The organism is Peribacillus sp. NPDC056705, from assembly GCF_043656335.1.
This window is the reverse complement of sequence record NZ_JBHTYI010000009.1, coordinates 113,755-140,366: the sequence shown is the minus strand read 5'-3', so window position 1 is coordinate 140,366 and position 26,612 is coordinate 113,755. Positions and strand designations below refer to the sequence as shown.

At 40.7% G+C, this 26,612-nt stretch carries 25 protein-coding genes and 1 pseudogene; 15 read left to right on the top strand and 11 right to left on the bottom strand.

Features of this window, described 5'->3' with window-relative positions; genetic code table 11:
* Nucleotides 1–161: 161 nt before the first annotated feature.
* From ACFRAK_RS14115 to ACFRAK_RS14105, 3 genes are all read left to right on the top strand, one after another.
* Nucleotides 162–1,436: an MFS transporter gene (locus ACFRAK_RS14115; protein ID WP_387596350.1), complete on the top strand. Its 1,275-nt coding sequence runs from the start codon at nt 162–164 to the stop codon at nt 1,434–1,436.
* Nucleotides 1,437–1,477: 41 nt separating this feature from the next.
* Nucleotides 1,478–2,659 carry a DUF418 domain-containing protein gene (locus tag ACFRAK_RS14110; protein WP_394571895.1) on the top strand — a complete coding sequence of 394 codons (1,182 nt, stop codon included), beginning with the start codon at nt 1,478–1,480 and terminating at the stop codon, nt 2,657–2,659.
* 134 nt (nt 2,660–2,793) lie between these two features.
* Nucleotides 2,794–3,135, top strand: coding sequence for a YisL family protein (locus ACFRAK_RS14105; protein ID WP_387596344.1), 342 nt, complete (start codon nt 2,794–2,796; stop codon nt 3,133–3,135).
* Between the two features lie 57 nt (nt 3,136–3,192).
* Here ACFRAK_RS14105 and ACFRAK_RS14100 read toward each other — a convergent pair whose 3' ends face one another.
* A complete protein-coding gene (locus ACFRAK_RS14100; protein WP_076367203.1) occupies nt 3,193–3,759 on the bottom strand; it encodes a DUF2777 domain-containing protein in 567 nt (188 codons plus the stop codon).
* 285 nt (nt 3,760–4,044) lie between these two features.
* On the opposite strand from ACFRAK_RS14100, the gene asnB reads away from it, so the two are divergent.
* A complete protein-coding gene (asnB, locus tag ACFRAK_RS14095; RefSeq protein WP_387596341.1) occupies nt 4,045–5,892 on the top strand; it encodes an asparagine synthase (glutamine-hydrolyzing) in 1,848 nt (615 codons plus the stop codon).
* A 45-nt stretch (nt 5,893–5,937) separates the two neighbouring features.
* On the opposite strand, the gene ACFRAK_RS14090 is transcribed toward asnB, so the two are convergent.
* Entirely contained in the window at nt 5,938–7,692 is a 1,755-nt protein-coding gene (locus ACFRAK_RS14090) for a glycoside hydrolase family 13 protein (protein WP_394571894.1), read from the bottom strand.
* A 366-nt stretch (nt 7,693–8,058) separates the two neighbouring features.
* Here ACFRAK_RS14090 and ACFRAK_RS14085 point away from each other — a divergent pair, with 366 nt between their 5' ends.
* The 4 genes from ACFRAK_RS14085 (at nt 8,059) to ACFRAK_RS14070 (ending at nt 14,112) form a co-directional block, all read left to right on the top strand.
* Nucleotides 8,059–9,312, top strand: coding sequence for an extracellular solute-binding protein (locus ACFRAK_RS14085; RefSeq protein ID WP_394571893.1), 1,254 nt, complete (start codon nt 8,059–8,061; stop codon nt 9,310–9,312).
* Nucleotides 9,313–9,461: 149 nt separating this feature from the next.
* On the top strand, nt 9,462–10,997 hold the full coding sequence (locus ACFRAK_RS14080) for an alpha-amylase family glycosyl hydrolase (RefSeq protein WP_394571892.1): 1,536 nt from the start codon (nt 9,462–9,464) through the stop codon (nt 10,995–10,997).
* A gap of 79 nt (nt 10,998–11,076) precedes the next feature.
* The gene (locus tag ACFRAK_RS14075; protein WP_394571891.1) at nt 11,077–12,726 is read left to right on the top strand and encodes a glycoside hydrolase family 13 protein; all 1,650 of its coding nucleotides are present in this window, start codon (nt 11,077–11,079) and stop codon (nt 12,724–12,726) included.
* Between the two features lie 342 nt (nt 12,727–13,068).
* Nucleotides 13,069–14,112: a LacI family DNA-binding transcriptional regulator gene (locus ACFRAK_RS14070; protein WP_387596326.1), complete on the top strand. Its 1,044-nt coding sequence runs from the start codon at nt 13,069–13,071 to the stop codon at nt 14,110–14,112.
* A gap of 38 nt (nt 14,113–14,150) precedes the next feature.
* Here the strand turns inward: ACFRAK_RS14070 and ACFRAK_RS14065 are convergent, their stop codons facing one another.
* The 5 genes from ACFRAK_RS14065 to ACFRAK_RS14045 form a co-directional block, all read right to left on the bottom strand.
* A complete protein-coding gene (locus ACFRAK_RS14065) occupies nt 14,151–14,939 on the bottom strand; it encodes an MBL fold metallo-hydrolase (RefSeq protein ID WP_387596323.1) in 789 nt (262 codons plus the stop codon).
* Between the two features lie 110 nt (nt 14,940–15,049).
* On the bottom strand, nt 15,050–15,925 hold the full coding sequence (locus ACFRAK_RS14060; protein ID WP_387596320.1) for an SDR family oxidoreductase: 876 nt from the start codon (nt 15,923–15,925) through the stop codon (nt 15,050–15,052).
* 231 nt (nt 15,926–16,156) lie between these two features.
* A complete protein-coding gene (locus ACFRAK_RS14055; protein WP_063232211.1) occupies nt 16,157–16,648 on the bottom strand; it encodes a YajQ family cyclic di-GMP-binding protein in 492 nt (163 codons plus the stop codon).
* Between the two features lie 103 nt (nt 16,649–16,751).
* Complete coding sequence (locus ACFRAK_RS14050) at nt 16,752–16,883, bottom strand: DUF3941 domain-containing protein (RefSeq protein WP_192203682.1); 132 nt, start codon at nt 16,881–16,883, stop codon at nt 16,752–16,754.
* 68 nt (nt 16,884–16,951) lie between these two features.
* A complete protein-coding gene (locus ACFRAK_RS14045; RefSeq protein ID WP_387596317.1) occupies nt 16,952–17,818 on the bottom strand; it encodes a DegV family protein in 867 nt (288 codons plus the stop codon).
* Nucleotides 17,819–17,975: 157 nt separating this feature from the next.
* Here ACFRAK_RS14045 and ACFRAK_RS14040 point away from each other — a divergent pair, with 157 nt between their 5' ends.
* Nucleotides 17,976–18,818: a YitT family protein gene (locus ACFRAK_RS14040; protein WP_387596314.1), complete on the top strand. Its 843-nt coding sequence runs from the start codon at nt 17,976–17,978 to the stop codon at nt 18,816–18,818.
* A 136-nt stretch (nt 18,819–18,954) separates the two neighbouring features.
* Nucleotides 18,955–19,203 (top strand): annotated as a pseudogene (locus tag ACFRAK_RS14035) (KGG domain-containing protein); the annotation flags it as partial.
* A gap of 41 nt (nt 19,204–19,244) precedes the next feature.
* Here the strand turns inward: ACFRAK_RS14035 and ACFRAK_RS14030 are convergent.
* From ACFRAK_RS14030 to ACFRAK_RS14020, 3 genes are all read right to left on the bottom strand, one after another.
* On the bottom strand, nt 19,245–19,493 hold the full coding sequence (locus ACFRAK_RS14030) for a DUF3813 domain-containing protein (protein ID WP_387596311.1): 249 nt from the start codon (nt 19,491–19,493) through the stop codon (nt 19,245–19,247).
* Complete coding sequence (locus ACFRAK_RS14025; protein ID WP_164468789.1) at nt 19,493–19,645, bottom strand: hypothetical protein; 153 nt, start codon at nt 19,643–19,645, stop codon at nt 19,493–19,495. The genes ACFRAK_RS14030 and ACFRAK_RS14025 overlap by 1 nt, the downstream gene beginning before the upstream one ends.
* Before the next feature lie 111 nt (nt 19,646–19,756).
* Nucleotides 19,757–20,572, bottom strand: a complete 816-nt coding sequence (locus ACFRAK_RS14020) for a Cof-type HAD-IIB family hydrolase (protein ID WP_387596308.1) — start codon at nt 20,570–20,572, stop codon at nt 19,757–19,759.
* A 229-nt stretch (nt 20,573–20,801) separates the two neighbouring features.
* Here ACFRAK_RS14020 and ACFRAK_RS14015 point away from each other — a divergent pair, with 229 nt between their 5' ends.
* The 3 genes from ACFRAK_RS14015 to moaA all read left to right on the top strand — a co-directional run bounded on the left by ACFRAK_RS14015 (nt 20,802) and on the right by moaA (nt 23,136).
* The gene (locus ACFRAK_RS14015) at nt 20,802–21,590 is read left to right on the top strand and encodes a prolyl oligopeptidase family serine peptidase (RefSeq protein ID WP_394571889.1); all 789 of its coding nucleotides are present in this window, start codon (nt 20,802–20,804) and stop codon (nt 21,588–21,590) included.
* Nucleotides 21,591–21,706: 116 nt separating this feature from the next.
* A complete protein-coding gene (locus ACFRAK_RS14010) occupies nt 21,707–22,015 on the top strand; it encodes a metal-sulfur cluster assembly factor (protein WP_192203688.1) in 309 nt (102 codons plus the stop codon).
* 107 nt (nt 22,016–22,122) lie between these two features.
* Nucleotides 22,123–23,136: a GTP 3',8-cyclase MoaA gene (moaA, locus tag ACFRAK_RS14005; RefSeq protein WP_387596302.1), complete on the top strand. Its 1,014-nt coding sequence runs from the start codon at nt 22,123–22,125 to the stop codon at nt 23,134–23,136.
* Between the two features lie 266 nt (nt 23,137–23,402).
* Here moaA and ACFRAK_RS14000 read toward each other — a convergent pair whose 3' ends face one another.
* Entirely contained in the window at nt 23,403–24,092 is a 690-nt protein-coding gene (locus ACFRAK_RS14000; RefSeq protein WP_260283982.1) for a Crp/Fnr family transcriptional regulator, read from the bottom strand.
* Nucleotides 24,093–24,325: 233 nt separating this feature from the next.
* Here ACFRAK_RS14000 and argC point away from each other — a divergent pair, with 233 nt between their 5' ends.
* Nucleotides 24,326–25,363 carry an N-acetyl-gamma-glutamyl-phosphate reductase gene (gene argC / locus ACFRAK_RS13995; RefSeq protein ID WP_387706484.1) on the top strand — a complete coding sequence of 346 codons (1,038 nt, stop codon included), beginning with the start codon at nt 24,326–24,328 and terminating at the stop codon, nt 25,361–25,363.
* 16 nt (nt 25,364–25,379) lie between these two features.
* Nucleotides 25,380–26,612 (top strand): bifunctional ornithine acetyltransferase/N-acetylglutamate synthase, encoded by a 1,233-nt coding sequence (gene argJ / locus ACFRAK_RS13990; protein ID WP_394571888.1) that lies wholly within the window; start codon nt 25,380–25,382, stop codon nt 26,610–26,612.

Here is a 26,612-nt window from a genome sequence, read left to right as displayed (position 1 = left end):
GATTAGGACGATCATTTTAGGAGCACTGGAATTGGAATTTGTTTCGATAAAAAGCTTCCTGTTTAGCGATAAAGTGTTACTATTATAAAATATTTCAAATTATTTCGATTTTTCTTTTTCATCATGTTGATTTTAAGAGTTTTGGATTGTGGGGGAGAGCATTGAAACGTATTCATTATAGCTGGGTTATTTTAATCATAACCTTCTTCTCGATTATTGTAGCGGGAATCGTTAGGTCATCATCGGGAGTATTCATCGTACCATTTGAAAGTGAGTTCGGGTGGGACCGGTCCGTCATTTCTTTAGCCTTCGCCATAAGTCTTTTTCTTTATGGATTATCGGGTCCATTCATGGCCGCTCTAATTGAAGTGCTTGGATTGAAGAAAATGATGGTATTGGCCATGTCCACTTTATTGGCAGGGATTTTCCTCACTTTTTTCATGGAGCATGAGTGGCAGCTCATTTTAATTTGGGGAATCATCATTGGATTGGGTTCTGGAGTGTTTTTAACGGTCTTGAGCCCATATGTGGCAAATCGTTGGTTCGAGAAGAGGCGGGGGCTGGCGGTCGGGATACTGACGGCAAGTACAGCCACAGGCCAGCTCATTTTACTTCCGGTTTTAGCCATCATCATTGAGAATTATTCATGGAGATGGGCGATCGGATTAATATTGATCCTTAGCTTGATCATGCTGGCAATCATCCTTTTATTCATGAAAAACAATCCGATGGAAGTTGGCACTCTTCCATATGGATTAGAAGAGGAAAGTCAGGAGGCAGTTATAGTCCAAAAGAAGAACCCCATCGCCATGGCTTTTCAGTCATTGATTGAAGCAGTGAGAGTGAAGGAATTCTGGTTATTGGCGGGGAGCTTTTTTATATGCGGACTTTCAACGAGCGGGTTGATCGGCACACATTTCATTTCTTACTGCATTAGTTTTGGTTTACCTGTTGTTACGGCAGCATCACTGCTATCTTTCATGGGAATTTTTGATTTGATTGGTACGACTGTATCCGGGTGGTTATCAGATCGTTTTGATAACCGTTGGCTGTTGTTTTGGTATTATGCTCTAAGGGGTGCTTCCCTCGTTTTACTTCCTTTTGCGCTAAATGAGGGCTCAATCGGTCTATTGATCATCTTCTCCGTTTTTTATGGCTTGGATTGGATCGCCACCGTTCCTCCGACCATAAGCATTTCAAGGCAAGTCTTTGGCATGGAGAAAAGCGGGATTGTATACGGTTGGATATTCGCGGCCCATCAGGTGGGGGCAGCAGTGGCGGCGTACGGTGGAGGGCTTATCTTCAAAATATTCAATTCCTATACATGGGCATTCTTCCTTGCAGGAATCTTTTGCTTATTGGGCAGCTTGTTTGTCATACTGATAAAAAAGCAAAAAGCGGTCACGAAAGTTAAAGATAGTGCAATGGAGTTATAGAAAAGATGTTAAATCCCTATGGATGAAAGGGGGTGTACCCTATGAAGGGCACAATGGTGCCATTGCAGGAAAATAAACGGATCGTAAGCATCGATGTTTTACGTGGATTAGCCATTTTAGGTATTTTTTTAGTGAATATGCCTTCTTTCCACTCTCCGCTCTTGTACATAGATGGTGAAGAGCGGTGGTCAGGGGGATGGGACAGGATTTTGTACAGATTCAGTGATATTGTCGCACAGGCCAGCTTTTATCCGTTATTCGCCTTTCTGTTCGGTTTCGGGGCAATCATACTAGCTGTAAGGACTGAAGAAAAGGGCATTTCATTTCCTTTACTATATATGAAAAGGCTAAGTTTCCTGCTGATACTTGGGTGCATTCATGCCTTTTTCATTTGGCATGGGGACATCCTCATTAATTATGCTGTATTTGGGTTTGCCTTTTTATTTTTTTATAAAATGAAGGGCAGGAATTTAATTCTGCTAGGCTCGGTTTGTTATGTCCTGTCTTTTGCGATATTGGGTGCACTATTTCTTATATTGGGCATTTTTGATAGGGAAGGGATGGCAATAACGACTGATTCGGCGATGATGAAACAGTCTTTGGAAGTTTATCAATCTGGTACATTTACGGACATAATGAGTCAAAGGGCACTGGATTGGTATATGGTGAACAACCCTTATAATGCCATTATCCTTTTTTTATCGATTTTTCCGTTTTTTTTAATTGGTGCAGGCGTTGCAAAACAAGGAATTCTCCAAAATCCAACCCAATATAAACGACAATTGAAAATGATTTCGATTGTAAGCTTGCTATTGGGCATGTCAATTAAGATTCTGCCATATGTGACGGTTTACCATTTTGGTACGATATTCGTGCAAGATTATTTGGGAGGACCATTACTTACGATTTTTTATATCACGGCAATTGCGCTTTTGGCGGAACAGGCAGGGGCTTTCCGCCTCTTACACCCGCTTTCGTATATCGGAAGGATGTCGATGAGCAATTACTTGTTCCAATCGATGGTAAGTACGGCCATTTTTTATTCATATGGACTTGGTTTATATGGATCCGTCTCTTATACGACAGGATTTGTTTTCTTAATAGCCCTGTTTTGCCTGCAAATTCTGCTTTCCTTAATGTGGATGGGGCTGTTTAAATACGGACCGATTGAATATATATGGCGTTTGGTTACATATGGTAAAAAACCGGTTATGCGCAGATAGGGACCTATTAAGAATATATGTAAATGATGTTCATTAAATTGTTGGTTTTTACCCATTCAGGTAGATCCTTAGTTTTGTTTTTTTGTAAAAGCCTATGATATGATGAAATGGAAACTGAACGGGGGGGCAAAAAAATGACACATATGCATATTACGGCTTGGGTTATCGGAATCATTCTTTTCTTTGTCACATATTCGATGCTTAAAGGTGGAAATCCGAAAGCGAAAATGCTACATATGATAACACGGTTGTTCTATCTATTGATTTTCCTGACTGGCGGTATGCTGATCACTGATTTTGGTGTTTACGCAGTAAAAATGATTGTTGGAATCATCGTGATTGCGGCGATGGAAATGGTGCTGGTCCGTACGAAAAAAGGGAAAAGCACAAGCGCCATGTGGATATTGTTCATCGTAGCGTTTGTATTCGTCCTTTATTTAGGGCTTTCGCTGCCACAAGGAATGGACTTTTTTTAATGCAGAATTGAAAACGGGTAAATGAGGATATCTCATTTACCCGTTTTCTTTTACCCATTATTGTGAATTCACTTTCTCAATGACGATCCTTTTTCCAGTGTTCAGGGTGAATTCAAAACGATCGTGATCCTTTTTCCCATAAGAAAAGTGGTGTTGGACGAGGCATATTTGGCTCTCGTTATCAAAGGTGAAGAAATTAACGCCGGACTGGTTAGGGACGGCCCTTAAAAAGGTGAGCTGGTTATAACTATATATACAATCATAAATAGAAAAATCAAGTGAATTCAATGTCGTTACAAATTGGAAAAAGGAATCATCGTTCAATTCTTCCAATAAACGTTCAAAAGAGTAGAGCAGTTTTTTGCGTATCCGAATGGGCTCATTTTCCCTTAAGAAGGTGATTTCCCGGTGAAGCAGGATTTTCCCCTCTTCTTCAACTACTCCTTGCTGCCAGCGCCCACCCCTGTACACTTCAATGATGCTATCAACGTGGTCTTCAATGGAGCAGGCCTCATCTGTTTCATCATCGAAAAAAATCCATTGTTGATTGATATTTTCCACTGTTCCTTCGGTAAAAGCTCTTGTTTGCCTGTTCATTAACTTGATTCGTTGTTGCTGACTCATACATATACCTCCAATAGTGGAATCCTCACCTACTTTTTAGTCAAAATCCAATGAAAATATAACTGTATATTTTAAAATATTATGGACAAATAACCATCTTTCCGTCTTTGCATAGGCTATGTTTAAACAAGGGATGCTTTGCTCAACAATTCATTAACAACGCCGGGCGATGTGGGCAGGGTAGTCCTACGGAATTGCTGATCGATACTTAGGGACTGTAAATCTTTTTTAAGACAGGGAGCCAATATATTTTTGTTGGTCCGGATAGAAAGGATGAAGTGTAAAATGTGTGGGATAACAGGCTGGGTGCATTTTCAAAAAGATTTACGGACAAAAACGAAAACAGTGGAAAACATGACAAAAACGTTGGCAAAGCGGGGGCCAGACGAGGAAAATGTTTGGAGCGAAGCCCATGCTGCCTTTGGTCATAAACGGTTAACGGTTGTCGATGCGGAAGGCGGAAAACAGCCGATGACGAAAAATCACGAAAACGGCAGATATACACTTTGTTATAATGGTGAGCTATATAACACCGAGGATATTCGTAAACAGCTATTATTAAAAGGATATTCCTTTAACGGTCATTCTGATACAGAAGTTTTACTAACTTCTTATATGGAATGGAAAGAAAAATGCATTGACTTGTTCAATGGGATTTTTGCATTTGCGATTTGGGATGAAAAGGAACAGAAATTATTCGTTGGAAGAGATCGCATGGGGGTAAAACCATTCTTTTACGCGGAAAGGGACGGCGGGTTCATTTTCGGATCGGAGCTTAAGGCCATCCTGGCCCATCCGGATGTTAAAACGGAGATTGACCGCGAAGGGTTGTCAGAAGTTTTTGGTGTTGGTCCATCCCGAAAGCCAGGTTCAGGCGTATTTCATAATATCCAGGAATTAAGGCCTGCCCATGCGCTAACCTTATCAAGGAAAGGCCTGCGGATTTGGAGATATTGGAATGTGAAAAGTGAAGAACATCGGGATACTCTTGATGAGACGGCCGATAAGGTTCGCTTCCTAGTCGAAGATGCAGTCACACGGCAACTTGTATCAGATGTTCCTCTTTGTACCTTCTTATCGGGAGGGCTTGACTCAAGCGCGATAACAGCCATTGCGGCTAACGCCTATCAAAAAGAAGGAAAAGGCCAGCTTCATACGTATTCCATTGATTATGAAGATAATGAGCGCTATTTTAAGGCAAATGATTTTCAGCCTAACTCTGATGGGTACTGGATTAAAAAGATGTCGGATACCTTTAACACGGTTCACCATTCATCAATCATCACTCAAGAGCAGTTGACGGATTATTTAACGGAAGCTGTCCTTGTAAAGGACCTCCCGGGCATGGCGGATGTCGATTCTTCTTTACTTTGGTTTTGTAAGGAAATCAAGCGGGATTTTGTCGTAGGCCTATCCGGCGAATGTGCGGACGAAATTTTTGGAGGTTATCCTTGGTTTCATCGTGAGGATGATTTGAATCGTGCTGGTTTTCCATGGATGAGATCGACCGGGGAGCGGGCATCTTTATTAAAAACGGAATGGCGTGAGAAATTGAAGCTGGAGGAATATGCGCAGGAAGCTTATTTGACCACCCTTGCCGAAACGCCTAAATTGGAAGGGGAAAGCGGTGTGGCAGCAAAACGGAGAGAGCTTTTCTATATGAACTTATTATGGTTCATGACGACGCTCCTTGACCGGAAGGACCGGATGAGTATGGGTGCAAGTTTAGAGGTGCGCGTGCCATTTGCCGACCATCGCCTTGTTGAATATGCATGGAACATTCCTTGGGAAATGAAAATGGAAGGCAACCGTGAAAAGGGTATTCTAAGGAAAGCGTTGGAGGGGCTGTTACCTGATGAGGTATTGTATCGTAAAAAAAGTCCATATCCTAAAACCCACAACCCTATATATACAGACCGTGTGCAGGCGTGGTTGCAAGACTTACTTACGGATAAAAACTCGGTCCTGCACGAGTTTTTCGATAAAAAGAAGCTAACCGATATAGTAGATTCCAAGGGTGCCGCTTTTAAAGTGCCGTGGTTCGGGCAATTGATGTCAGGTCCACAGTTGCTCGCTCACTTGGCACAAACCCATGTATGGTTCAAAGAATATGATATCCAAATAATCGATTGAAAAAAACGGGGCGGATGATTTTTCATTTGCCCCGTTTTCATTGCCTCAATAATTGAATGAGAGAATTTTATATTGATAACCACCCAATTCAAATTTACCTTCCTGGGTGGTTTCTTTTGTTCTTAAATCGGTTAATGTACGTCCTTTCAAATCAAAAGGAAGGGTAAAGGATTGCTGGACATCCGTCGGATTAATGAGGATCACGACAGAACGTTCTCCATTATACTTTTGGTAGGCCACGATATTTTCGTTACCGGCTGTATCAAGGAATTTGAACTTTCCATCATTGGCAAGTAATCTTTCTTCTTTTCGCAAGAGAATCAATGTCTTAATTTCTTTGAAAAGCTCAGTATTTTGTTTTTCTTCTTCCCAGACCATGCATTTTCGGCACCCTGGATCCATGCCTCCGGTTAAGCCGATTTCATCTCCATAGTATATACAAGGGCTGCCATTGAATGTCAAAAGAATTGCGTGGATGAGCTTGGCACGAGCTAGATCTTCCCCGCAATCCGTGAAAATCCGCGGTGTATCATGGCTTCCAAGAAGATTGAATGTCACGTCAAAAACATTGGTAGGATAACTGTGATAGATGGCTGTCATTTCTTCCGTGAACTCGCGTGCATTGATGGTTTGTGAAGCGACCAAGCGAAAAACTTGGTTGGTAAAGGGGTAATTCATGACAGCATCGAACTGATCGCCGCGAAGCCATGGCATCGAGTCATGCCAAATTTCCCCAAGAATATAAAGGTCAGGCTTTATATTTTTCACCGTTGTTCGAAATTCACGCCAGAATGGCTGATCGACTTCATTTGCCACATCGAGCCTCCAGGCGTCTATATCGAACTCCTTAATCCAATAAGCCGAGACCTCGAGCAGATATTCTTTCACCTCCGGATTCGCAGTATTCAATTTTGGCATCGATTCAAAAAAACCGAATGTTTCATAATTGGGCCTTTCCCCTCCCTTAAGTGGAAAGCTGTGCGGGTAGAACCAATCCTTATATTTTGATTTCTCCCCTTTTTCGAGTAAATCCTGAAAAGGGGGGAAGTAGTAGCCGCTATGGTTAAAAACGGCATCAAGCATGACCCGGATATTCCGTTTGTGGCATTCGGTTATTAGTGTTTTCAATGTTTCCTTCGTTCCAAATTGCGGATCGATACTCCGGTAATCAATTGTATCGTATTTATGATTGGAGTAGGCATGGAAGATTGGCGTGAAATAAATTCCGTTGATGCCGAGATTCTCAAGGTAATCCAAATGTTCAATGATTCCTTCGAAGTCCCCGCCAAAAAAATTATCCACGGCCGGTTCTTCACTTCCCCAGGGTATCACACCTTCCGGATCATTGTCGGGGTTTCCGTTCGCGAATCGTTCAGGGAAAATTTGATACCAAATTGTATCTTTGACCCATTCCGGTGCCCCGAAAACTTCATTTTGATGTAGATAGGGAATCGCGAAATAGCTTCCGGGATCTCGGGGGGGTTCTTTAAAGATGCCTTTTTCCGTGTAAATGGCACTTTCATCTTCCGAGGATACTTTGAACCCATATCGAATTCTTCGGTAGGGAGGCTTCACATAGATATGCCAATAATCATAACGGTTATCGCTGCCTGATAAACTCATGGGAAGTTCTTGGTACTGCCACTGACCATCACTATCTGAAATGTATGGATCCCCAAAGATCAATCCAGCTGAGGAGATATCTTGTTTCTTCGTACGTAGGCGGATATGTAGGGTTTCAGTGTTGATGGTATAGCCGTAATTGTCATTAGGTCTATGGTGTATGGATGAAAATTCCATTACAAAACCACTCCAATTCTATATGTATTTGGGGATGTGAAAAAGGAAACCTTCCGGCTGTTTATGAGGGGGGGGCACCATGAAGTTGCACTGAGCCAGGCTAAGTGTATTTCAATATGGTTATATACCCGATTTCAATTGAAAGAAGCACTTATTAACTAAAAAATAACAAAAAGTGTTCATCACTACAAGGAAATAAATACAACGAGGAAAATGTTGTAAAAACCAAAGGCGTTCATATAATGATAACAATAGCTTTGGCATCGCTTTCATTAAGTGGCTTTCTTTGAATGAATGAACTGAAAAACAGTATTATTTGGTGCTTTTGGACATGATAGAATAAACATTTTAAAAAGGAGAATGAAAGTGAAGAAGCTGATTTTTCATTTGTTCATGTCCATGTTTTTGATCGTTAGTGTAAGTGCTTGTGGTGCCAGTTCAGATTTGGAAAATGAAGTAGTAAAAGAAAATAAGAAAAAAGAAGACGAAGCAGCCAGCAATGAAGCGAAGCCGGAAAAATTGATCATTTGGGAGGAAAAAGGTAAAGCAGCGGCCCTAATGCCGGTTATTGAAGCTTTTGAAAAAGAATATGGAATCAAAGTTGAGCATGAAGAGCTTGAAATAGCTACCGAGATGTATGAGCGGCTTCGAAGTGATGGGCCAATCGGAAACGGAAAGGCCCCGGATGTCGTGACTTTTTCTCATGAAAAAGTCGGGCAAATCGTGAAGGAAGGCTTAATTCAGGAAATGAAGGTGAAAGATGAGGTATTGAATGCCTTCATTGAACCTTCAATTAGTGGGGAGATGTACCAAGATAAGGTATTTGGATTGCCTAAATCGGTAAACACATCCGTATTCATTTATAACAAAAAATTGATGGCTAAGGCTCCTGAGACGATGAATGACCTTTATAAAATGGCGAAGGAATTAAGAAAGGATAACGTGCATGGTTTCTATGCCAAATGGAATGACTTCCATGATTCTTATGGAGTGATCGCTGGAATGGGAGGTTATATTTTTAAAGATAAGAATGGAAAACTGGACCCTTCCGACATTGGTTTGAATAATAAGGGTGCCATAAAAGGGGCTGCGTACATCCAAAAATGGTATAGGGCGGGTTTGATTCCTAAAGGCGACAAGGCAGCGAACGAGAAGTTGTTCGTACAAGGGAATTTGGCTTCTATCATGAGTGACGGTGACTCATTTACCGGGCGAAAGGATACAGGAATTGCCCCCATGCCCGAATTGTCAAATGGTCAGCCAATGAAAACGTTGATGGTAATCAAAGGCTGGCATGTAACAGCATTCACAAAACATCCTTATTGGTCTACTAAGTTAGTTGAATATTTGACAAATGATGATAATGCAATGCAGCGTTATGATTTAACAGGGGAAATCCCTCCTAATAAATCAATCAAACACAATGCTGCCATCAATGAAAACGAAAGGGCACAAGCCATAAGCATACAATTACAATACGCTGAACCAGTGCCGAATATACCGGAAATGAATAGGGTATGGGGACCGATGAATGCAGCCATGGATGAAATAAGCACTCAAAAAGAAAAACCGAAAAGGGTCTTGGATAAAGCGGTTAAGACGATAAAAAAAGAACGTTGATCGTGTTCTGACTTTTCCGCTTATGTAACTATGACCAGTATCTCCAATTTGTCCCTTTAGTGTAAAGTTTTTTATAAATTGGATTTGACGTTAAGGGGTCAAAAGGCTAATCTTAAAGGCGTAAAGAGATAGCTAGGAGGAGAGCGGATATGGGAAAAAGAGTGTTATCACTCGCTTTAATTCCGTTGCTTCTTTTTTACGCCATTCCAGTAGGAGCAGCTGAAAAAGAACAACGAACTTGGAAGGATGAAATCGTATATTCATTATTGATCGACAGATTTTTCGATGGGAATACTCAAAATAACGGAGACGCGAACGTGAATGACCCTTCCACGTTTAATGGTGGGGATTTCGAGGGTGTCACGAAGAAACTGAATTATTTAAAAGATATGGGTTATACCGCTATCATCCTTTCACCGATTTTCGCTAATGATAAAAATGGCTATCATGGCGATTGGGTGGCAGATTTCTATAAGACGGATAAACATTATGGGACATTGAAAGAGTTTAAAAAACTCGTGAATGAGGCACATAAACGCAATATGAAGGTGATCATTGATTTTCAAGCAAATAATGTGGGTCCTGACTCCACGTGGCTGACCGATCCAAAAAAACAAGATTGGTTCCATGAAGAAAAAAAGATTTCCCAAGACAGTAGCCAAAAGGATTTGGAAACGGGCTGGGTCGATGATCTTCCAGATTTGAATCAAGATAATGAGGAAACAAGGAAATACTTACTTGATGCTGCCAAATGGTGGATAACGGAAACCGATATTGATGGTTACCGTATAAATAAAGTCCAATACGTAGCAAAAGATTTTTGGAAGGAATTTGTGGAAGCAGTCAAATCTGAAAAATCAAATTTCTATACAATCGGCGATGTACAAGGTGATGCAAATTTGATATCAAGCTACAAGAAGACGGGTATCGATGCTTTTATGGCTTATCCACAAAATGCTGAGCTACGGGAAGCATTTGCTGCACCCGATAAAGAATTGAAACCTGTTTTTAATGCGTTTGAGAAAAGCGAAGAAGAATTAGGGGGCAATGCCCAGCAGGCATTATTCATAGATACCCAGGGAATGCCCCGTTTTACAAAGGATGCAGCAGACCATAACGAAAATCCAGGTTCCAGATGGAAAATGGCGCTGTCGTATCTATATACGATGCCAGGGGTACCAATCGTATTTTATGGATCGGAAATTGCCTTAAATGGGGATATTGCCCCGGACAATCACAAGTTGATGAATTTTAAGACCGAACAGGAATTGGTGGAATATATAACAAAGCTTTCTGAGCTCAGAGACATGTACCCAGCGTTGGTTAAGGGGGATATGGAGCTTTTATATGAAAAAGGTGGAACTTCGGTATTCAAGCGTGTATATGGTGATGAAACGATTGTCGTCGCCATGAACAATACGACTGAAACTCAAATGATAAACCTTACTGATAAGGAACTTGAAAGAAATAAAGAGTTGAGAGGTATGCTGAATGGGGATCTGGTCCGCAGTAAGGACAACAGTTACTCTATCGTAATCGACAGGGAGACGACCGAAGTCTACACACTGTCACCTAAATCGATTATTAATATTCCTTACCTGTTTGTCATAGGATTGGTTCTTCTTATTTTTGGTATATTCATTGCATTGGTTATTAAGCGTTCAAAACGGAAACAACCAAAATAATCATATACCTCTCGATTGTCGGTAGCCGCCAAACATTGTCCCTAAGGCTTTGTGGAAAACAGGATCGGGAGGTTACAGCATGAATAAGACCTGGTGGAAAGAAGCGGTCTGCTATCAAATATACCCGCGCAGTTTCATGGATAGTAATGGTGACGGAGTCGGTGATATAAAAGGGCTGATTTCAAAGCTTGACTATTTGCAGGAATTAGGGATTGATGTTATTTGGATTTGTCCGTTTTATAAATCGCCCAATGCGGATAATGGCTATGATATTAGTGATTATCAAGCAGTTTCCGATGAATTCGGTTCAATCGAAGATATTGATCTGTTATTGAAAGATGTTCATGGACGTGGGATGAAGGTGATACTCGATCTTGTTTTGAATCATACAAGTGATGAGCACCCCTGGTTCGTAGAGTCACGTTCGTCCCGCGATAATCCGAAACGGGATTGGTATATATGGAGGGATGGGCAGGACGGTCGTGAGCCAAATAATTGGGAAAGTATCTTTTCCGGAAGTGCCTGGAAATTCGATGAAAGGACCAATCAATACTATTTACATTTATTTGCGGAAAAGCAGCCAGACTTAAACTGGAAAAATACTGATGTACGAAAGGCATTATTTGAAATGGTCAATTGGTGGCTAGATAAGGGAATCGATGGCTTCCGGATTGATGCGATCACGCATATTCATAAGCGTGATGGCCTTCCGGATATGCACAATCCTTATTGGCATCAGTACGTACCAGCGTTTGAAATGCACACCAATCAGGACGGGATTTTGGATTACCTTCAGGAGTTGAAAGAAGAGACTTTTTCTAAGTATGATATCATGACGGTCGGTGAGGCCAATGGCGTCAGGATTGAGCAGGCGGAAGAATGGGTCGGGGAAACGAATGGGAAGTTCAATATGATCTTTCAATTTGAACATCTTGGGCTTTGGAATAGGGGTCAGAATCACGACGTTGATGTTCAGGGGTTAAAGCGCACACTGACCAAATGGCAAAAGGGGCTGAAAAACAAAGGATGGAATGCTTTGTTTTTTGAAAATCATGACCAGCCAAGAAGTGTATCAACCTGGGGAAATGATCATCAATACTGGTTGGAAAGCGCAAAAATGATTGGGGCTCTATACTTTTTCATGCAAGGAACACCTTTTATTTATCAAGGCCAGGAAATTGGCATGACGAATGTCCAATTTGATTCGATTGATGATTATGATGATGTAGGAATGAAAAACTTTTACCGGATAGAGACCTCCAAAGGTCGTCCGCATGATGAAATCATGAACATCATCTGGCATAGCGGCCGTGATAATTCACGAACACCGATGCAATGGAATGATATCGAAAATGGGGGTTTCACGAAAGGAACACCTTGGATGAGGGTTAATTCCAATTATCGAGCCATTAATGTAGAACAGCAGAAAAATGACCCCTCATCCATTTATCATTTTTATAAAAAAATGATTGATCTTCGAAAAAAACATCAGGTCCTTGTTTATGGCGAATATGAATTATTATGGGAAGATCATCCTGAACTTTATATTTATACAAGAAACATGAATGAAAATTCAGTCATGGTAGTATGTAATTTTAGTATGAATCACCACCAAGTCGACCTCTCTTACTGGGGGGAAATGGAACTTTTGCTAGCTAATTATGAGGATTGTCCTCAGGTGCCCCTTATTGATTTACGTCCATATGAAACGAGGGTTTATCGCTATTAATTGGTAAATCACTTCTATGGTCTTGATTGGAAATCAGTTTAAAACCTATGTAGTTAGTCGTCTGACTTCTTGGTCTTCAATAGACATGCCATTTTTTTAGAAGCTGATCATACATCAGCTTCTTTTTGGATTTTAAAACAGAAACGAAAAAAACGGAAAAGTAAGTATTTTCTGAAAAATTAAACAAACATTTAAAAAAGTATGGATATAACTATCGAACTGAGTGTATTATGAATACATACAAAATGTATAAATATAAAACGAATATTAGAGAAGTGTTTATTGGTATTCACCTTGTATTAAATGAAGTCAATAAAGGCTAAGAGGGGAGAGGGGAAATGCATGGCCATAACAATAAAAGATGTGGCACAGTTAGCGAATGTTGCTCCTTCAACAGTTTCTCGAGTGATTGCAAACAATCCTCGGATAAGTGAAAAAACAAAGGTACGGGTACGTAAGGCGATGAGTAAATTAGGATACCATCCAAACTTCATTGCACGTAGTCTTGCCAATCAATCGACCAGGATCATTGGCTTGGTATTGCCAAGTTCGTCAAATGATTATTATCAAAATCCGTTTTTTCCGACGATCCTTCAGGGTCTAAGTGAAGGAGCTCAGGAAAATCATTATTCCCTGTTGCTAAGCACGGGAAAAACAGAAGATGAAATCTACGATGGAGTAGTGAATATGGTGCAGGGGGGGATGGTTGATGGAATTATCCTGATGTATTCAAGGATGAACGATCACATTCTGACCTATTTGAGAGCAAGGGCTTTTCCATTTGTGATCATTGGGAAACCCTATGATTTTCTCGAGGAGATAACGTATGTTGATAATGATAATGTCTTGGCTGCCGAACAGGCAACGGATTACCTCATACAGCTAGGGCATGAAAGGATTGGATTCATCGGAGGTGATGTAACCCTTGTGATGACCCTTGATCGTTTGTCAGGATATGAAAGGGCATTGAAGAGGGCTGGAATCGATCGAAGGGGGGAATATACCCTGCATGAAGATTTTTTGCATGAAGGGGGACAAGCAGCTGCAAAAATGTTACTATCCATCGATGAACCACCAACCGCTTTGGTGGTCAGTGATGATCTTATGGCACTTGGCATCGTGCATTCACTTCGCGAGATGGGCGTGCGCACTCCTGAAGAAATTTCAATCGTCAGCTTCAATAACGTTCTTTTCTCTGAACTGTCATTACCAGCCCTGACTTCCGTGGATATCAATATTTTTGATTTGGGATATCAGGCCGCTAAGGGCATCATTCAAATGCTGCAGACTGGAGATGCTCCCGCTGGGACCATCATTCCACATCATTTCGTGGAAAGGCATTCCTGCAGATCGATCAAGCAAGGTGCAATGGCGATGACTTATTAAACGAAAAGGGCATTGCATAAAAGCAATGCCTTTTTTTCCTAGAAATGTACACTGAAACTTTTGAATGCATGTACACCCGTTCCGTGTCTAACCAAATTATTCTCTTTAAGGTATTGAATGGCTTCAAGGACTTCCTCAAAGATCCCAGGTTCGAGGCCGAGTTGGTTGTGTCCGCCATATATTTTGGATACTGCCTTGATTTTTGCGATTTTTTCTAATGAATTCACAAGGTCTTCAGGGCTTGTAGAGGGATAAAACGCATAAACTGGAGTATCTGAATAAAGCAGGTCGCCAGTAAATAAATAACCTGTTTCATTATCCAAAATTGAGATGTGGCCAGGTGAATGCCCAGGTGTGTGATAAATGCCTAAACTGCGGTTCCCAAGAACAATCGTGTCCCCATCCGATAAGAGCCTATCAGGGGACCCCTGGTATGGCTTGTATGTAGAATGATCGAATGATTCGGGTATGGGGACAGTGATATCCCGGGCCATGTTCTTTCTTATTTGTTCCAAGGACAAACCTTCAATGCCGTTGATTAGCCAGTTGGCATCATCACCATGAACATAAATTGTATCATAATCCCCATGACTGCCAATATGATCCGCATGAACGTGTGTCGTCAGGACGATAATCGGAAGGTCGGTAAGCTGGTCTGTAATCCGCTTAATCGAACATATGCCTAATCCTGTGTCGATTAACGCAGCTCGGGTCTCCCCAAGTAATAAAAAGGAATGAACCTTCTCCCAATGACCATATTCACTGATTGCAAACGTTTCTGAGTCCAATTCCTGAACGGTGAACCATGGATCTACAATATTTTTCAAAAATGAATCCACTCCTTCCCATTCATATATTCCGCATTAACCGGAAATATCCTGCTTGAAAGATAAAAGCAGTGGATTTGTGATATCCACTGCTTTTGAAAGGGTAAAACTTATCCGTTTACCACGCTCCCGCCGTTTACGTGGATGACTTGTCCGCTGACATAGGATGAATCTTCACTTGCCAAATATACATAAGCTGGCGCTAATTCCTCTGGCTGCCCTGCACGGCCCATTGGAGTATCCTGGCCGAATTTGGCAACATCCTCTTCCCCGAATGAGGCAGGAATCAGCGGCGTCCAGATCGGTCCTGGCGCAACACCGTTCACTCTGATGCCATCTTTTGAAATGGAGTTCGACAGGGCCCTTGTAAATGCCAATATTGCACCCTTTGTTGAAGAGTAATCGATTAGTTTTGGGTTGCCTTGATAGGCTGTGATAGAGGTTGTATTTATGATGCTGCTTCCTTTTTTTAGATGCTTCAATGCAGCTTTAGTTAAGTGGAACATCGAGAATATATTCGTGCGGAACGTTTTTTCCAATTGTTCAGCTGAAATGTCAAGGATACTTGTTTGCACATGCTGTTCACCGGCGTTATTGACTAAAATGTCCAATCCGCCAAATTCATCAACCGTTTTTTTGACGACATCCTGGCAGAAGGCTTCATCACCGATATCTCCGGAAATGAGTAAACATTTCTGACCTTCTTTTTCAATCAATTCCTTTGTCGCTTTGGCATCCTCGTGTTCATCCAAGTATGCAACTGTCACATTCGCTCCTTCCTTGGCGTAATAAATGGCAACCGATTTACCGATTCCGCTGTCTCCTCCTGTTATGATTGCCGTTTTACCTTTTAGTTTGCCGCTTCCTTTATAGGCAGCTTTAACAGAATCAGGGTTCGGTTCCATTTTTGTTTCCAATCCAGGTTGATGCTGTTGATGTTGAGGTGGAAATCCTTGTTTGTTCTGATTTTGGTTTTGGTTAGTCATGATTAAAACGCCTCCTGTTTAATTATCTATGTTTTTTCTATTCCTTCTTTAGAAAAAAGAAAACATGGAAAAAATGACCAAATGATTATGGGTAATTATTTATATAACTAAGGGAACATGACTAGTCTTTCCATGTTACATGAAGGAGATTCATTTGAAGAATAAGGGGGAAGACGGCTATTGAGGCAATGCAAATAAAAAAAGACCCACCCAAAGGTGAGGCCTTCATACTTAGCGGTAATTTAAGAATTGTACATCAATGGAAAGATCAGCGCCCCGGATTGCGGAAATGATTCCTTGCAAATCGTCCCGGTTCTTACCTGTAACACGGATTTGATCATCTTGGATTTGGCTTTTCACTTTAAGACCGCTGTTTTTAATGATGGTATTGATTTTTTTTGCTTGTTCCTTATCGATGCCTTGAATCAGCTTAGCACGTTGGCGTACGGTTCCGCCAGAAGCTCCTTCTAATTTGCCATAGTCCAGGTTCTTGACTGGTACGTCACGTTTAATGAGTTTACTAATGAGAACATCCTTCAGCTGTTCAAGCTTATATTCATCATCGGACACTAAAACAAGATCTTCTTTTTCAATGGTGATGCTGCTTATACTCCCTTTAAAATCATAGCGTGTTTGTATTTCCTTCATAGCCATGGTAACTGCATTCGTTACTTCTGAAAAGTCTACTTTCGAAACAATATCAAATGAATTTTCCTTTGCCATCACTTACCTCCAGCAGGTTTTATTTCCTTTATTATAGAGAAAGTGTGATAGGAAGACAACTATCTAAACCATATTAAAAAAGCGAGGGGACAAGCCCCTCGCGTCATTTATGGTCTGTTTTCTTCGAATAGGAGTGCTTACCCGCAACAAGATTTTCCTGATAGGCGACATTTTTTTCAGCATTTCTCGCCTGGTTATCTTTTGGCCTTTTGTTGTCATCGGTTGTTTTTGACATAGAGAAAACTCCCTTCCATTATCTGATCAATATATATTGTTCACAATAATGAAAGGGAGTATGTATGTTTATGATTTCTCAGGGGTATCGTTTAAGAAGAAGAGAGCAATTGTACCAGGACCGGCATGTGCACCGATGACGGAGCCGATTGTATGGATCATGAAATTGGTTGTCCCGAATTCATTTTGAATGGCTTCCTTCCATTCCATGGCCGTCGCTTCATCATCACCATGACTGATGGCAATCGTTTGGTTTTTTAAATTTTTTCCTCTTTCGTGCATTAATTCGATTACACGTTTAATCAATTTCTTCTTGCCGCGTAACTTTTCCAGCGGAACAAGCTTCCCATCTTCTACATGCAATAACGGTTTAATGTTTAATAAACCGCCAACAAGGGCAGATGTTTTGGAGATGCGGCCGCCACGGGCCAAATAATCAAGGTTATCTACAGTGAATAGATGCTCCATATGCCGGGTTTGGAATTCTATGTCAGCTAGGATTTCTTCTTTAGTGGCACCGTTTGCTGCTAGATCTGCTGCTTTCTTCACAATTAATCCGACGCCCATCGAAGCGCATTTCGTATTGACGATTTCAATGTCAAGGTCAGGGTACTCTTCCTTCACCTGATTAAGAATCATCACTGCCGTTTGATATGTTCCTGATAATTCAGAGGAAAAGGCTATATATATCCCTTGTTTTTTCTCTTTGGCAAACTGTGTGAAAAGTTCTATTAAGCATTCCGGGGAAGCTTGCGATGTTTTCGGGGATTTTCCCTCAATCATCGCCTGATAGACTTCGTGAGAATTAATGGTAAGTAAATCTTCATAATTTTTCCCGTCAAGATGGACTTGTAAAGGAATTAATGAAACATTGTTTTCCTTATAGAAAGACAACGGCAAATCACATGCACTATCTGCAAGAATTGTGATAGCCATAATACACCTGCTTTCCTTTTTACAATTTTTAGAAAATGAGTGGACACTCTACAATTTAGTGTAGCACGTAACGGTAAAAATTCAATCTCTACGTAAATAGAATAAATAATTAAGGGTAAAAAGATAATAGAATAAGGGTGAAATGGAGGTTTTTAGGATGTACAGTGGTGAAATGAAGAAAATTATCATAGTTGTGGTCGGAGCATTACTGAATGCAATCGCAATGAACTTTTTTCTAATACCGGCAAACGTATATGCAAGCGGCTTTACAGGAGTGGCCCAGCTTCTATCGAGGATGATTGGTTCCTTTGCTCCTTTTAATGTATCGACAGGTATTCTATTGTTTTTATTGAACATTCCAGTAACGATCATTGCTTGGCGAAAGGTTGGAAAGTCTTTCACTTTTTATAGTTTCCTCAGCGTTGTCTTGATGTCCTTCTTTATGGAAATCATTCCGATTACACGCTGGTCACCTGACATATTATTAAATGCGGTATTTGGCGGCGTCATAGCTGCAGTAGGTGTGGGGATCACCTTGAAATACGGTGCATCGACTGGCGGAATGGATATTATCGCCATGCTCCTGTCACGGAAGAAAGACAAACCCGTGGGTACTTATTTATTTCTGCTGAATGGCGTGATCATTGTAACGGCAGGTGCTGTTTATGGACCGGAAAAAGCTTTGTACACACTTGTTACCCTTTACACATCGACCAGGGTCGTTGACGCGATTCATACACGACATGAAAAGCTTACTGCCATGATCATTACAAAGAAAAGCGAAGAACTTAAACAGGCAATCCATGCTAAGTTAGTTCGCGGGATCACAAGAGTTCCTGCAAAAGGGGCGTTCACCAACGAAACCAAGGAAATGTTATTGATTGTCATTACAAGGTATGAATTGTATGACCTTGAAAAGATCATTAAGGAAGTGGATCCACACGCTTTCACAAACATCATAGAAACTTCAGGCATTGTTGGAACTTTCCGAAGGGAATGATATGAACAAAAAATTAAGGCCATTACACTTCTATTACAAAAGGGAATATTTAGGCGCTTTAAGTTTAATGCCTGTATCAAACGGTTAAATCTTATATTGTAGCGCCAATTTAAAATCTTATGAAGGAGTGATAAAAATGGCTAACGACGAAAAAATGAGCAGACAGGAAGCAGGTCGTAAAGGCGGGGAAGCCACTTCTAAAAATCACGACAAGGATTTTTACCGGGAAATTGGGCAAAAGGGTGGAGAAGTCACGTCGGATAATCATGAGAAGGAATTCTATCAAGAAATAGGACAAAAGGGCGGAGAAGCCACCGCTGATTCCCATGGTAAAGACTTTTATAAAGAAATTGGTGAAAAAGGCGGTAAAGCACGAAATAACAATTAACAAAGCGAAAGCCTCCAGGAACCCTGGAGGCTTTCGCGTTATTTAGAGTGGTTTTCCAGCTCTTCCTGAAGTTCTCGCAGTTGTGCTTTTTCGGCCTCGCTCGTATTGGCAAAGGCTGATGAAAGAGCGTTTTTAGCGATTTCCTCTGTCTTGCGCTGGTCATCGTCATGCTCAGAGTGGAGAGCACTTTTAGCGATTTCCTCTGTCTTATGCCGGTCACCGTCATGCTCAGAGTGGAGAGCTTCTTCAACAAATTCCCTTGCCTTCTGGAATAAATTGTTTCCCATTAGAAGCCACCATAGCTTTGTTCTGACATAATTCTTAACCTGTCTTTTTCAGCCTCTTCAAACGTAGTGTGATAAGGGATTTTTTCGGCATGCCTGGCAACACTTTCTTTGCCTTGCTGTACAAATCGTTTAGATTTACTGCTTTTACCCATTCTTATCTCCTCCGATTCTGAGCGTTGTCGACAACGGAATGGAAGCTGTTGTCCATATTAGTTTGGCTTGAAAGAGAGATATTATGAAGGTAAAAAATGACGTATTAGGAATTAGGATTTTATGTTGAATTTTTCTTCGAGGAAGACCGCTATACCATCTTCTTCATTCGTCAATGTAGTCGTATTCGCTACCGTTTTTACAGGTGAAATCGCATTTCCCATGGCCACCCCGGTTCCCGCATAATCAAGCATTTCCAAATCATTATCTTCATCACCGAAAGCGATTATCCTGTTTTGAGGAATTTCCAGATAGTTGGATACACGTTTTAAACCTACGGCTTTACTTAACCCGCTTTTTATTATTTCGATGATATGAAAAGGCTCTGCCCAGCGGCGGTGATCGACCAATTCTGCATGGACATCGGATAAATGCTGGCGAATTTGCCCAACGAATTCACTATCTGTGTGAATGAGCATCGAAGTTGGGGAATCCTGAAGGTAATTGCGCAAGTCACCTGTCTTCATGGTCGGATTTCCTACATTGAACATGTTCATCAACTTTTCATCATGATAATGAACATAAACATCATCCCGGACTTCTGCGATGATGTTGTGATATTTAAACTGATCACACGCTTCAACAATATCTTTGGCAACACTTATATCCAATGGAGAGTGATATACCCCCCAGCTTGTATGTAATGGGTGATGGACGAAAGCGCCATTGAAATTAACGATGGGTGTAGTCAACCCCAATTCCCGGTAATAAAGTTCACTTGAGCGAAAAGGACGCCCGGTAGCGATCATAACTTCGTGTCCGTCTTCTTTTAGATTTAAGAGTGTTTTTTTAGTCCTTGAAGAAATGGTTTTGTTATCTGTAAGTAAAGTACCATCAAGATCCAATACGATTAAATGTTTCTCAGCCATGTACACACCTTCTGTTCTTTTTGATTTCATTATATGCAAATATTGTTAAGCCTATTTTAAAGTAAATGTAAATCTTTTTCATTCTTTATGCATTCCTGTATGATATTACTATATCCAAGATCATGATGATTAAAGCGAAGCTCAGGTTTAAGGAGTGGAATGATGAATGCCAATGCCATTTTGATAATGGTATTGAAAAGACCGGAACAAATTATTCGGAGGGGTTAACTTGATAATAATTGAAAAAGAACTAATTGGACATATTCCTGTATTGCACATAGGTGAAGGAACCACTTTCAATCAGGAATTGCCGGTTATTATTTTTATACATGGTTTCCAAAGTGCAAAAGAACACAATCTTCACTATGCTTATTTATTGGCAGAAAAGGGTTTTCGTGTGCTACTTCCCGATGTGATCCATCATGGGGAAAGGGGAGCTGGTTTGAGTGATTCCCAAATGATGCCCCGTTTTTGGGGAATGGTATTACAGACAATCCAGGATTTATCTTTGTTGAAGGATGATTTATTATCCCGAAAATTAATTGATCTTGGCAGAATTGGCGTAGCTGGTACCTCTATGGGGGGAATTGTGACTAATGGGGCCCTGGCTGCCTATGAGTGGATATCCGCCGGAGTCAGTTTAATGGGAAACCCATCATATGTCGCGTATGCAGAGCTCCAAATTACGGAGATTAAGAAAAGGAAAGTTAACTTCCCAGCTACTGATGAGGAAGTTTCCAATGTGATTGAACAGCTCAAGCCATTTGATTTGAGTCTGAATCAGGATAAGCTTTCAAACCGTCCGCTTCTTTTTTGGCATGGTGCCAAAGATCCGGTTGTGCCATATCAACATGCATATCGTTTTTATGAAGCTGTCAAAGCAGGGTATAATGAGGCAGATGAAAAAATTGATTTCATCCTTGATTCTAAGGCTGGACATAAAGTGAGTAGGGAAGGCGTAATTATGACTGCAGACTGGTTTGCAAAACATTTACTGTCAACTGTGCAAAATGCTTAAGTACTCACTCAAAATCTGTTATGATTCTAATATGGACATAAAAAATAGTCTAAAATGGACATAATGATGAAACCGACTATAAAACGAAAAGATTTTCCATAAAAGGAGTGATCGAAGTGGATCAAGATACAAAAGACATTATATTTGGAGCTTTGGAGCAGGTCATTGACCCTGAGCTTGGCATAGATATCGTTAATTTAGGCTTGGTATATGATGTGGATATGGATGAGGAAGGTCTGACTACCGTGACGATGACATTGACTGCCATGGGCTGTCCGCTAGCTGGCACAATCGTCGATCAGGTCAAATTGGTTCTGGAAGATATCCCAGAGGTAAAGGAAACGGATGTGAAGATTGTCTGGAGTCCGCCATGGACGAAAGACAAAATGTCCAGGTATGCTAAAATTGCATTAGGCATCAAATAATAACTCTATATAGAAATGAAAAGCCAGTCAAAAAACAGTGAACCCATTCAATTGAGTCACTTTTTATGGTCTGGTTTTTTCTAATACTTTCGGCTAGGAGTGGTTAATTGAACAGTCAAATTAAGGATTCATTGGACAGGCCACTAAGGGATTTAAGGATTTCAGTCATAGATCGCTGTAACTTTCGCTGCCAGTATTGCATGCCTGCTGAAATTTTTCATGAGAATTTTCAGTTCCTGCCTAAAAGTGAGCTATTAGCTTATGAGGAAATTGTAAGGCTTTCTAAAATATTCGCAAGCTTAGGGGTAAAAAAACTAAGGTTGACAGGCGGGGAACCATTACTCCGGAGAGATCTCACCACTCTGATTTCAAATCTCGTGAAAATTGAAGGTATTGAAGATATTGGACTGACTACGAATGGTGTCTTCTTGAAAAAACATGCCGTGAATTTGAGGGAAGCTGGTTTGCAGAGGGTAAATATCAGCTTAGATAGCCTTGATGATGAACTTTTCAAGAAGATGAACGGCAGGAATATCGGCATAAAGCCTGTTATTGAAGGCATCGCAGCTGCCAAGGAAGCTGGGCTTGGCGTTAAAGTGAATATGGTAGTGAAAAAAGAAACCAATGAATCTCAAATCCTGCCGATGGCCCGATTTTGTAAAGAAGAGGGCATTCAATTACGCTATATAGAATTCATGGATGTCGGACATACAAATGGCTGGCAGTTGAAGAATGTCATTACGAAAAAAGAACTGCTTGAAATGCTCCAAACCGAATTTGATTTAGAACCGGTTGAAGAAGATTATTTTGGAGAGGTGGCAAAACGCTACCGTTATAAGGGCACTGCTGCAGAAGTGGGCTTCATAACCTCGGTATCCGAGTCTTTTTGTTCAAGTTGTACACGTGCACGTCTCTCTGCTAATGGAAGTTTATATACATGCCTGTTTAATGGAAAGGGACATGACTTGAAGTCATTGCTCCGTTCCGGCATGGCAGATGAGGAATTGACCGGGTTCATCATTTCGCTTTGGAATCTTAGAGACGACCGCTATTCGGATGAGCGGACAGCGGGAACGGCCAAGAAACAGGAAAAAATCGAAATGTCATTCATTGGCGGGTAATATACAAATACTCCTTCTGAATAAAAAATGAAGGGATGGCAATTACGCCATCCCTTCATTTTTTATATAGTTAATTAGGAACTTCTAATGCCAGTCAATGGACGAAATCTAATTTTATGCTTTTTTTATGCATATTTATATTTTTTTATAGGAATCCATGGAAATGAAAATAATTAAATGGTCCTAGGGAAAATTCAGCCCTGAAATAAACGCCGATCATTTTCAGTCAGTACGGCATTATTTATTTACTGCTTTTTATGTGGGGTTTAATCGATGGTACAGATTTCTATTGGACAGTTTTCACAGTCGATTTCCTGTTTCAAAAAATCAAAGTCAAGAATCGTAATGCGTCCCTTTTTAATGGAGATGACATTGTTTTTCCTTAATTGAGATAGCATTCGATTGACTACCTCGCGGGATGTGCCGCAAAAATTGGCGAGTTCTTGGTTTGTAAAAGGAAGATTGATAACTTTTCCGTCTTCTGCTTCAGTGCCATAACTATTTGATAAACGGATAAGGGTGGAGTAAAAGGCACCTTTCTTGCCGTGCAGGAGCATATCGCGGAATTTAGCCTGATTTTTGCGGTTCTGAGCCGATAACCATGTCATCATCTCGACTGCAAGATGGCTATCTGAGGCGATTTTCTTTTCTAATGCTTCTTTGGAGATTACCGCAACAGATCCATCCTCCATCATCTTTGCATTCATCATATATTTAGGATTTGGAGAAAATAAGACTGTTTCCCCAACCAAATCATTCTCCGAACTAATGCGTATAGTTAATTCCCGACCGTCAGGAACAACCTTACTCACTTCTACTGTACCTTTTAAAATGTAATACAAATCACTTGCTGGGGTGCTCTCCTGAAAAAGGTAGCGCCCTTTTTCCATATGTTTAACTTGCTGTTTATTATCTAAAATGGAATGCATCCGATTAGATAACGATAATTCATTCATGCAAATGACCACCTTTCCAAATACCGTTAAAACTCACTTACTACCTTTGATTTAAACGGAAAAAACACTAACAGTCAACAACTTTGGATAATTCTAGGAGTTTAGGTGGATGAATTTTCATTTAAAATATTAGTTTAGAATTTTATAAAAATACATTTGATTTTATTTTTATTCAGTCTTATAATAATAGAATCAAAGAATGACAGGGACCTGAAATTATAGGAGATGGTTTTATGAACGTATCAATAGTAGGTGCAACGGGCTATGGGGGAATGGAACTAATAAGATTCTTGAATAATCATCCGCAATTAAAAATAAAATCATTGCATACGTCTTCCCAATTTGGCCGAAGTTTATCTGAAGAAAATGCACATTTAATGCATATGAAAGACAAATTAGAAGAAATTGTCCCGGAGGCGATTGCAAAAAAATCTGAAATTGTATTCCTTGCAACTCCTTCTGGTGTTTCCTCGCAAATGATTTCGGAATTTTCTGACCTCGACATTAAAGTAATCGACCTATCAGGTGACCTCAGGCTTCAAACTCCAGGTGAATATGAACATTGGTATAAAAAACCAGAGGCGCCTCGGCACATTATTGAAGAAGCCGTATACGGATTGTCTGAATGGAATGCCGAAGCAATAAAAAAAGCAGCGATTATTGCAAATCCAGGGTGCTATCCAACCGCATCACTATTAGGGCTTGCCCCTTTATTCACTGAAGGATTGGCCGGAACAGCTGCCGATGTGATCATCGATGCAAAATCCGGGGTATCCGGGGCGGGTAAATCACCCTCGGCAGTCACCCATTATAGTGAAATGAATGAGAACTTTAAGATATATAAGGTAAATCAACATCAGCACATACCGGAAATCGAACAACAACTTGGGAGATGGTCAACAGGTCTACAGCCGATTACCTTCAATACCCATCTTGTTCCAATGACAAGAGGGATTATGGCGACGATGTATATAAAGGTAAATCGGGAAACCTCAAATGTTGAATTAAAGGATTTATACGAAACCGTTTACGAGAACCACCCATTTGTCCGAATACAGCCCCTTGATCGCTTTCCATCAACGAAACAAGTATATGGATCGAACTTTTGCGACATTGGAGTTGATTATGATGAAAGAACAGGTAAGGTGACGGTGGTTTCAGTTATTGATAATTTAGTGAAGGGTGCTGCAGGGCAGGCCATACAAAATGCAAATATATTAATGGGACTAGAAGAAACGGCGGGACTATGGAACAGTCCGCTATATCCGTAAACTTTGGAGGGAAATAATGAAAACTTTACAGCCAGTTGAAGAAATCAAACAAATTCAAGAAGGGAACATTTTAATGCCCCAAGGGTTCAAAGCGTCAGGTGTACATGCAGGATTACGCTATTCCAAAAAGGACATTGGCATCATTTTAACGGATGTCCCAGCATCAGCCGCGGCGGTTTATACACAAAATGTAGTTCAAGCCGCTCCAATCAATGTAACGAAAGATAGCATTGCCGTTAATGGAAAACTTCACGGCATTGTAGTGAATAGTGCGTGTGCGAATGCTTGTACAGGTGAACAGGGTTTAAAAGATGCAAATGAAATGAGGAAGCTTGCGGCTCAAAAGTTCGGTTTGGAGGACCATTCATTTGCAGTGGCTTCAACGGGAGTCATAGGTGAATTCATGGAAATGGAAAAAGTAAAAAAAGGCATAGAGTCATTGCAGCCAGAAAATACACCTGAAGCTGCTGAAGCTTTTGGTACAGCCATTTTAACAACGGATCTTGTAACGAAGAGCTGTGGTTATGAAACCATTATTGACGGAAAAACCGTGAAAATGGGCGGTGCTGCGAAGGGGTCGGGAATGATTCATCCAAACATGGCCACAATGCTTGGTTTCATTACGACGGATGCTGTAATTGAACCGGATGATCTACAGCAAGCACTTTCCTCCATTACAAATGATACATTCAATCAAATCACGGTTGATGGTGATTGTTCAACGAACGATATGGTGTTAGTGCTCGCGAATGGAGAAGCGAACAATGAACCTTTGACACCTGACCATCCTGAATGGTCCATTTTCCTTGAATTATTAAAACAAACTGCCGAAAAACTCGCCAAACAAATTGCAAAAGACGGAGAAGGCGCCACAAAACTGATAGAAGTGAATGTTCATGGCATGCCAACGAAGGCAGATTCACAGATGATGGCGAAGACGATCGTTGGGTCGAATTTAGTGAAAACGGCGGCTTTTGGAGCGGATGCAAACTGGGGAAGAATCATTGCTGCAATGGGAAGAAGCGGAGTGGAATTCAATCCGGATCAAACAACGATCGTTTTTGGTGATATCGTCGTGCTTAATGATGGAGAGCCGATAATGTTTTCTGAGGTAGAAGCCAAAGCATACTTGGAGAATGAATGTATCATCATTAATGTTTATTTGAAAGATGGTAATGAATCAGGTACGGCATGGGGCTGCGATTTAACCTATGATTATGTGAAAATAAACGGGAGCTATCGTTCTTAA

What these genes read in the sequence shown, in the direction of transcription:
- ACFRAK_RS14105 (WP_387596344.1), top strand. Translation starts at nt 2,794, where the DNA reads ATGACACATATGCATATTACGGCTTGGGTTATCGGAATCATTCTTTTC.
- ACFRAK_RS14055 (WP_063232211.1), bottom strand. Translation starts at nt 16,648, where the DNA reads ATGGCAAAGGAAAATTCATTTGATATTGTTTCGAAAGTAGACTTTTCA.
- argJ (WP_394571888.1), top strand. Translation starts at nt 25,380, where the DNA reads ATGAAAACTTTACAGCCAGTTGAAGAAATCAAACAAATTCAAGAAGGG.
- ACFRAK_RS14050 (WP_192203682.1), bottom strand. Translation starts at nt 16,883, where the DNA reads ATGTCAAAAACAACCGATGACAACAAAAGGCCAAAAGATAACCAGGCG.
- ACFRAK_RS14080 (WP_394571892.1), top strand. Translation starts at nt 9,462, where the DNA reads ATGGGAAAAAGAGTGTTATCACTCGCTTTAATTCCGTTGCTTCTTTTT.
- ACFRAK_RS14090 (WP_394571894.1), bottom strand. Translation starts at nt 7,692, where the DNA reads ATGGAATTTTCATCCATACACCATAGACCTAATGACAATTACGGCTAT.
- ACFRAK_RS14040 (WP_387596314.1), top strand. Translation starts at nt 17,976, where the DNA reads ATGTACAGTGGTGAAATGAAGAAAATTATCATAGTTGTGGTCGGAGCA.
- ACFRAK_RS14075 (WP_394571891.1), top strand. Translation starts at nt 11,077, where the DNA reads ATGAATAAGACCTGGTGGAAAGAAGCGGTCTGCTATCAAATATACCCG.
- ACFRAK_RS14110 (WP_394571895.1), top strand. Translation starts at nt 1,478, where the DNA reads ATGAAGGGCACAATGGTGCCATTGCAGGAAAATAAACGGATCGTAAGC.
- ACFRAK_RS14030 (WP_387596311.1), bottom strand. Translation starts at nt 19,493, where the DNA reads ATGGGAAACAATTTATTCCAGAAGGCAAGGGAATTTGTTGAAGAAGCT.
- ACFRAK_RS14020 (WP_387596308.1), bottom strand. Translation starts at nt 20,572, where the DNA reads ATGGCTGAGAAACATTTAATCGTATTGGATCTTGATGGTACTTTACTT.
- ACFRAK_RS14070 (WP_387596326.1), top strand. Translation starts at nt 13,069, where the DNA reads ATGGCCATAACAATAAAAGATGTGGCACAGTTAGCGAATGTTGCTCCT.
- ACFRAK_RS14000 (WP_260283982.1), bottom strand. Translation starts at nt 24,092, where the DNA reads ATGAATGAATTATCGTTATCTAATCGGATGCATTCCATTTTAGATAAT.
- asnB (WP_387596341.1), top strand. Translation starts at nt 4,045, where the DNA reads ATGTGTGGGATAACAGGCTGGGTGCATTTTCAAAAAGATTTACGGACA.
- ACFRAK_RS14025 (WP_164468789.1), bottom strand. Translation starts at nt 19,645, where the DNA reads ATGGGTAAAAGCAGTAAATCTAAACGATTTGTACAGCAAGGCAAAGAA.
- ACFRAK_RS14100 (WP_076367203.1), bottom strand. Translation starts at nt 3,759, where the DNA reads ATGAGTCAGCAACAACGAATCAAGTTAATGAACAGGCAAACAAGAGCT.
- ACFRAK_RS14060 (WP_387596320.1), bottom strand. Translation starts at nt 15,925, where the DNA reads ATGACTAACCAAAACCAAAATCAGAACAAACAAGGATTTCCACCTCAA.
- ACFRAK_RS14045 (WP_387596317.1), bottom strand. Translation starts at nt 17,818, where the DNA reads ATGGCTATCACAATTCTTGCAGATAGTGCATGTGATTTGCCGTTGTCT.
- argC (WP_387706484.1), top strand. Translation starts at nt 24,326, where the DNA reads ATGAACGTATCAATAGTAGGTGCAACGGGCTATGGGGGAATGGAACTA.